This is a genomic window from Jannaschia seosinensis (assembly GCF_001408515.1).
Classification (GTDB): domain Bacteria; phylum Pseudomonadota; class Alphaproteobacteria; order Rhodobacterales; family Rhodobacteraceae; genus Jannaschia; species Jannaschia seosinensis.
This window is the reverse complement of record NZ_CYPR01000006.1, coordinates 1-6877: the sequence shown is the minus strand read 5'-3', so window position 1 is coordinate 6877 and position 6877 is coordinate 1. Positions and strand designations below refer to the sequence as shown.

Sequence of the window (6877 nt, the reverse complement as noted above, 5' to 3'; positions counted from 1 at the left end):
GGGCGAGGGTTGCCGAGCAGCGAGATCACGATGCCCACGCTCCAATCCTCGGGCAGGCACACGTGTTGGAAGAGGCGTTGCAGACGGCGATAGGTCGATGCAACCATGGCGCGACTTGGCCGCTCGCTCGCGATATGCGTCAGGTTCACCGTTCGGGCGCTGATCATGCCAAGCAGGATCATGCAGAGCGTGTCGAGCCGTGACTTGCCCAACGGCACATGCGGAGTTAGCGTTTTCTGGAGATCGGCGAGAGCACGGATATTCAAGGGACCGTTCCTTTGGCGAGGTCGAGTCCACCAGAAGAATCTCTCTTGCCGGTCTCGGCCACCCCAAAAACGGCTGTGTCGTGTAGTCTGCCTCCGCCGCCTTCTCGTGAATTATCCGGGCTAAAACGATGTCTTCGGGCTTGCCTCGCTTTCCTGCCATCTCTGGTCCTCCTGATCGGGACAATTCCATTCCAGTTGGTGGACCACTTCAGTGGGGCCACTCCAGACGGTCTTGAAGTCGTCGAGCAGGCTCTGCACGAGCAGCACGGCTTGGCCCGCAGCCGGCGCGGCAAGAAGCATGGCAGCTGAAGCCCTCCGATTGGTGACAGCCGCCAACTGCGCAAAGGAATGCCCCGCTCGCGGCCCCTTTTGAAGCCGCAACACTTCCCGCTCTTGCCACATGACACGAACCCCGCCAAACGGCTCTCATGCTCAAGACGCGTATCATCCCCTGCCTCGACGTCGCCGACGGGCGCGTTGTGAAAGGCGTGAACTTCGTTGACCTGCGCGATGCCGGCGACCCGGTGGAAAGCGCGCGCGCCTACGATGCGGCAGGCGCGGACGAATTGTGCTTTCTCGACATTCACGCCACGCACGAAAACCGCGGCACCATGTACGACCTCGCCACGCGCACGGCCGAGGCGTGCTTCATGCCGCTGACCATAGGCGGCGGGGTTCGCAATGTGGATGATGTGCGGAACCTGCTGCTGGCGGGCGCGGACAAGGTCAGCTTCAACTCCGCCGCCGTGGCCGATCCCGACGTGCTGGCGCGCGCGGCCGATCGCTTCGGCAGCCAATGCATCGTCTGCGCCATCGACGCCAAAACCGTTGCGCCGGGCAAGTGGGAGATCTTCACGCATGGCGGCCGCCGGCCCACGGGCATCGATGCCGTGGCCTTTGCCCTCTTGGCGGCCGAACGGGGTGCGGGAGAAATCCTGCTCACCTCGATGGACCGGGACGGCACGCAGACCGGATTCAATCTGCCGCTGACCCGCGCGGTGTCGGAGGCCGTGCCGATTCCCGTCATCGCATCCGGCGGGGTCGGAACGCTCGACCACCTCGTCGCGGGCGTGACAGAGGGGGGCGCATCGGCGGTGTTGGCCGCGTCGATCTTCCACTTCGGCACCCACACGATTGCCGAGGCCAAGGCGCATATGGCGGCTGCAGGCATTCCCGTTCGCATGGAGGAGCGAGCATGACCGATCACCCGCTGGACCGACTCTGGGCGACGATCGAAACGCGCCGTGGAACCGACCCCGAAGCAAGCTGGACGGCGCGAATGCTGGCGCGCGGACCGGAAAAATGCGCCGAGAAGTTCGGCGAGGAAGCGATCGAGGCGATCATCGAAGCCGTACGCGGCGACCGGTCCCGCTTGGTCGCCGAAGGAGCGGACGTACTTTATCACTTCCTGTTGATGCTCGCTGCGCGGGGCGTATCGCTCGACGATGTGCTGGCCGAACTCGCTCGCCGCGAAGGCACGTCCGGCATCACGGAAAAGGCTGCCCGCCAAGGAACTTGATCTGAATTTTTGAAGATAGTTGCAAGACGACGCGCCAGATGCGGAACCAGCGCGCCGCCTTGCGTGTTGTGATGATGACCAACCTGCAAACAGGTCACCGCCACAACGAGCTATAGTGTATGACTAAAACCATCTTCACGTCTACTGGCATCATTCTGGCCATGCTCGCTCCTGTTGCCGCACAAGCGCAGGATGCCAGTCTCAGTTCCCCGTTTGTGACCGGGGTGGAAACTTCCGCGCTTCCTGCCTCGTCGCTTATTGGTAACCAACTTTATCTTTCCGAGGCCGCCGTCGACCGCAGGGGCGGCTTTTCGGACAATTGGGACGAGGCCGGCGAAATCGTGGACGTCATCCTCGGGAATAATGGCGATATCGACATCCTCGTCGTCGAATTTGGCGGCTTTCTAGGCTTGGGCGAACAGACGGTCGGCGTCGACATGAACCGTGTCGATGTCGTCCCGAACCCTGACGATCCTCGCCAAATCTATCTTGTGGTCGAATCGCCCCGCGAGATTGCCGAAATCGCGCCGAATTTTGACGCCGATTTCGAATACGATCGGATCAAGCGTGCGGTCGATGTGGATTACGAAGGTTCCGGCCTCACCACACAGGCCGGCGCGGTCAACGATATCGCGCGCCGCCCGGAAGTCTCCGACACCGCCGAACTGCAAATCGATCCCATCGCCGAACCCAGCGGAGATGCGATCGCGCTGAACGATGGCGATCTGGAGCGCGAGGTGCCCGTTCGCGTGCCTGGCGGCTACGCCATCGTGGAACCGGAGCGCGTGGACATCGCGGGTTTTGAAAGCGCACAACTCTTCGATCTCGACAACAACGAGATCGGCGCGATCCGGGAAATCATCTTGAACGACCGCGGATTGCCGCAGGACCTCATTCTGGATCTCGACGATCGGCGTGTTTCGTTGCCGCTCGATGATGTAACCATCACGCAGGACCAGGAAACGAGGGATTACCGTCTCTTTTACGACGATACGTCACTCTACAGGGTCCCAACATACGAAGATTAAAAGTCAGCGTCTTTCTTGCATCATCGCGCCACCTCCTCCGGGAGGTGGCGTTATTCCTTCGACCGCATGACAAAGCGTGACGCCTGATGCGGACAAAAAAAGGACCCGCTGCTTATCGCGCGGGTCCAAGGTGTGGAACGAGGGACAGTGATTTCGAAGGCGACAGTTCCGAGGTCGCCTCCCACAGACATGAAGTAAACTCTCCCGTCGGTTGTGGGTTCCGCAATTCATCCACATTTTTTCCACAGGCGGAAATTCCTGTCGCCAAGCGGCCGGAACGACCGGTGGCTTCGTCAGGCGCATCCCGAAGTGTTCAGGCCCCTCCAGCCAAAGCGTTGAACGCAGTACGTGTCGCAACACCGTACCCCCACCGCTTCTCAACAACCCAACGATACATCCTCTGCGCATCGCTTGACCGGGAGGCCCGCTCGCTGAACCGTCGCCGCCCTACTGGCTCTCCCTGCCCTCCCGCAGTGCAAACAACCCAACCGCGGCCGCATTGGACACGTTGAGCGACCCGAAGGCCCCCGCCGGGTCGATCCGCGCGATTCGGTCGCAGAGGGAGCGCGTTCTGTCCCGTAAGCCAGGACCCTCCGCACCGAGCACGATCGCCGTGGGGCGGTCCCGCAACTCCGCCGCCACGGCCGACAGCGTTCCCTCCGCCTCGCCGTCGAGGCCCACCGTCACATAGCCCTGATCCCGCAGCCGCTCCATCGCATCGCCCAGATTGCCGACCCGCAGATACGGTTGCCGCTCCAGCGCACCCGAGGCGGATTTGGCCAAGGCACCGGTCTCGGGCGCCGAATGGCGTGACGGGGCGAGAACGGCCCGCGCCCCAAACACCTCCGCCGAGCGTAGAATCGCACCCACGTTATGCGGATCCGTCACCCGGTCGAGCAACACTACCAAGGGCGCGCCGCCGCCGGGCCGGGCCACGTCGTCCAGCCGCCCCCAATCGAGCGGCCGCACCTCGAGTGCGGCACCCTGATGGACGGAGCCGGGATCGAGCGGGACAGGAAACCGGCGCGGATCCGCAATCTCGGGCTCCAGCCCCGACGCCGCCAGATCCTCGCCTAGCCGGTCCGCGGCATTCTTCGTCACGACCAGCCGCAGCCGCTCCCGCATCGGGTTGCGCAGCGCATCGCGCACCGCGTGCAGACCGAACAGCCAAACGGTTTCCCGCGCCGCGGCACGCCGTCCCCGCTCCTTCTCGACCACCCATTTCGGCTTTTGCACCATGCCGGCACCTCCCCGTGTCGGGGCGCTTATCGCCCGCGCGTCACGGGGCCACAACACCGCTTGACCCCACCTTTCTTGCCCGTTATCCGGACCCCCGTTGGGCGACAGGCCGCAAGGTGTGGCAGGGGACTGTAACTCCCTCGCGGAGACGCACGCCTGGTTCGATTCCAGGGTCGCCCACCACTTTCTTCTCCGCATTTATGCGGGGAAAAATCCGCGCTGGAAGAGATACGTTCTCACGACCGCGCGCCCCCAGAACCCTCACCACCTGCCGCTTGACGCCACCAGGCGGCACGTCTCTCCTGCCCCGGACATTCTTGAGGGAGGAACGAGAGATGCGTCCGATCGCGACATTCGCCGCGCTGGTCCTGCTGGCCGCGCCCGCCGCCGCGCAGGAGCGGATCACCTACAAATCCGCCAAGGCCGGGTCGAGCTACTACCAGATGGCGGTCGAGTTGGCCGAGGCCATGTCGGGAACCGCAAATGTGACGGTCGAGGAAAGCCAAGGCTCGGTCCAGAACGTCATGGAGGTGCGGGCACGGGGCGCGGATTACGTGTTCACCACCCCGCCCGCCCTCGTCGCCGCCGCCCAGTCGGCAAGCGGCCCGTTCGAGGGCCGGAGCGACCCCGCCTTTGACGGGATTCGGGCGCTCTTTCCCATCCCGTCGCTGACGATGCACTTCGTCGCGCGCGCGGATTCGGGCATCGAGGATTTCGCCGATCTCGACGGCAAGACGGTGCTGCTCGGCTCCGGCTCCTTCGGGGCCAGCGAGGGCGAGAAGTACCTGGAGATGTTCGACATCGACGCCACCATTGCGGATGCCGAACTTTCGAATGCCGTGGCCGCCCTGAAGAACGGTCAGATCGACGCCTTCGTCACCGCAGGCAGCTATCCCGCACCGAACGTGATCGAGGCGGCGGCCTCGACCGATGTCGAGATCCTGTCGATGGACGAGGATCAGGTCGCCGAGACCGGCCGCACGCGCCTCGTCATCCCCGCCGGAACCTATGCCGGACAGGAGAGCGACATCATAACGACCTCCCTGCCCGTTCTGGCCTATGCGACCGAAGCGATGTCCGAAGACACGGCCTATGCCCTCACGAAGGCCTATTGGGATGGCAAAAACGACCTCGCCGGCAACGCGGCTTGGTGGGCGGGCGTCGCGCCGGAGATGATCGATGCGGCGACGACGGAGATCCATCCCGGCGCCGCGCGTTACTACGACGAGATCGGCGTCGACCTGCCGAGCCGCTGACGGACAGGCGGGACGATGCGAAACCTCTGAGCGAACATCGTCCCGCCATCCCCTCGAACCATGACAAGCCAAGCATCACCTCTCACCCCGGCCGCGGTGCCCGAGACGCCGGGCATGGCAGCGTCTGCGCACCGTCCTCTCTGGGTGGCGCTCGGCGGGCTGACGGTGGGGATGCATCTATGGCTCATCCTGTCGGGCCTCGTGCCCAACCTCGTGGCCCGCCCGCTGCACATGGCGCTGATTCTGCCATGGGTGTTCGTGGCTCCGATCCAGTCCGTCAGGGGCCGGATGCTCGGCTGGATCCTGTCCGGGACGGGCATCGCCGGGTGCCTCTGGATCGCGTGGCATCATGCGGATCTGCGCGACCAGTATGGCTTCCTCGAAGGCCCGTTCCAGTTTGCGCTCGCCTGCCTGCTTCTGGCCCTCGCGCTCGAGGGGGCGCGGCGGATGATCGGCTGGCCCCTGCCCCTCGTGGCGGCTGCGGCCTTGGCCTACGGACTGATGGGACAGCACATCCCTGGCACGTTCGGGCATGCCGGCACGCCTCTGGCGAGCTTTCTCGGCACCCTGACCATTGCCGAAGGCGGGCTCTGGGGCTCGCTGACCGGGGTCTCGGTCAACGTCGTCGCCATCTTCGTCATCTTCGGCGCAGTGCTTAACGGTGGCGAGGCGGGGGTGGGGTTCATGAACCTCGTCGCGGCCGCCGCCGGGCGCCTTTCGGGCGGAGCGGCCAAGGTCTCGGTGCTGTCCTCTGCGCTCTTCGGCTCGATCTCCGGCTCGGCATCGGCCAACGTCGCCTCGACCGGGGCGGTCACGCTGCCGACGATGACGCGGCTGGGCTATCCAAAACGCCTGTCCGCCGCCGTGGAGGCCGTCGCGTCGTCGGGAGGGATAGTGTCCCAGCGGTTGGTGTAGGAGGCCGCGGGCGAAGCCCTTGGCGTAGCGTAGCGCGCGGCCGGGTGTGACGCTGGTGGACACCGTCGATCTTCGAGAAGGTTCGGGTTGCGAGACTCGAAACCAAGAACGGAGACGACGATGACCGACGACAGAATGGCGCTGCTTGAGCTGGTTGAAAAGGAGGCCGATGGCGATCTCGTGCGCGAGATGCTGGCTTTCGCGGCCAAGCGGATCATGGAAGCGGAGATTGAGACCAGAACTGGCGTAGCAAAGGGCGTGCGTTCGCCGTCGCGTGAGGTTCAGCGAAATGGATACCGCGAGCGGGACTGGGACACCCGCGCCGGGCGGATATCGCTGGAGATCCCGAAGCTGAGGAAGGGAAGCTACTTGCCGAGCTTTCTTGAACCGCGTCGGACAGCCGAAAAAGCACTCATGGCTGTGATCCAGGAGGCTTACGTGCAAGGCATCTCGACGCGCTCGGTGGACGACCTGGTGAAGGCCATGGGCGCTGGCGGCATGTCGAAGAGCCAGGTCAGCCGGCTCTGCGGTGAGATCGATGAGCGGGTGAACGCGTTCCTGTCGCGGCCGCTGGAGGGCGAGTGGCCCTACCTTTGGCTCGATGCCACGTACCTGAAGGTGCGTGACGGCGGGCGCATTGTCAGCCGCGCCGCG

At 64.5% G+C, this 6877-nt stretch carries 8 protein-coding genes, 1 tRNA gene and 1 pseudogene; 7 read left to right on the top strand and 3 right to left on the bottom strand.

Going from position 1 to position 6877, the window contains the following annotated elements; all coding sequences use genetic code 11:
• Together JSE7799_RS00710 and JSE7799_RS20245 are read right to left on the bottom strand one after the other, a co-directional pair.
• Positions 1-266, bottom strand: a pseudogene (locus tag JSE7799_RS00710) (IS4 family transposase); the annotation flags it as partial.
• A 120-nt stretch (positions 267-386) separates the two neighbouring features.
• Positions 387-566 (bottom strand): hypothetical protein, encoded by a 180-nt coding sequence (locus tag JSE7799_RS20245; RefSeq protein ID WP_144431498.1) that lies wholly within the window; start codon positions 564-566, stop codon positions 387-389.
• 128 nt (positions 567-694) lie between these two features.
• On the opposite strand from JSE7799_RS20245, the gene hisF reads away from it, so the two are divergent.
• The 3 genes from hisF (at position 695) to JSE7799_RS00690 (ending at position 2813) form a co-directional block, all read left to right on the top strand.
• Positions 695-1465: an imidazole glycerol phosphate synthase subunit HisF gene (gene hisF / locus JSE7799_RS00700; protein ID WP_055661879.1), complete on the top strand. Its 771-nt coding sequence runs from the start codon at positions 695-697 to the stop codon at positions 1463-1465.
• Positions 1462-1785, top strand: a complete 324-nt coding sequence (locus JSE7799_RS00695) for a phosphoribosyl-ATP diphosphatase (protein WP_055661878.1) — start codon at positions 1462-1464, stop codon at positions 1783-1785. Before hisF ends, JSE7799_RS00695 begins: the two co-directional genes overlap by 4 nt.
• A gap of 119 nt (positions 1786-1904) precedes the next feature.
• A complete protein-coding gene (locus JSE7799_RS00690; RefSeq protein WP_144431497.1) occupies positions 1905-2813 on the top strand; it encodes a PRC-barrel domain-containing protein in 909 nt (302 codons plus the stop codon).
• 447 nt (positions 2814-3260) lie between these two features.
• On the opposite strand, the gene JSE7799_RS00685 is transcribed toward JSE7799_RS00690, so the two are convergent.
• On the bottom strand, positions 3261-4052 hold the full coding sequence (locus JSE7799_RS00685; protein WP_083480117.1) for a TrmH family RNA methyltransferase: 792 nt from the start codon (positions 4050-4052) through the stop codon (positions 3261-3263).
• 99 nt (positions 4053-4151) lie between these two features.
• On the opposite strand from JSE7799_RS00685, the gene JSE7799_RS20780 reads away from it, so the two are divergent.
• From JSE7799_RS20780 to JSE7799_RS00670, 4 genes are all read left to right on the top strand, one after another.
• Positions 4152-4235 (top strand) — tRNA-Tyr (locus tag JSE7799_RS20780).
• A 152-nt stretch (positions 4236-4387) separates the two neighbouring features.
• Complete coding sequence (locus tag JSE7799_RS00680; RefSeq protein WP_055661876.1) at positions 4388-5308, top strand: TAXI family TRAP transporter solute-binding subunit; 921 nt, start codon at positions 4388-4390, stop codon at positions 5306-5308.
• A gap of 96 nt (positions 5309-5404) precedes the next feature.
• Positions 5405-6223: a TRAP transporter large permease subunit gene (locus JSE7799_RS00675; RefSeq protein ID WP_245624734.1), complete on the top strand. Its 819-nt coding sequence runs from the start codon at positions 5405-5407 to the stop codon at positions 6221-6223.
• A 120-nt stretch (positions 6224-6343) separates the two neighbouring features.
• On the top strand, positions 6344-6877 hold a 534-nt coding region (locus JSE7799_RS00670), incomplete at its 3' end, for a transposase (RefSeq protein WP_186201799.1).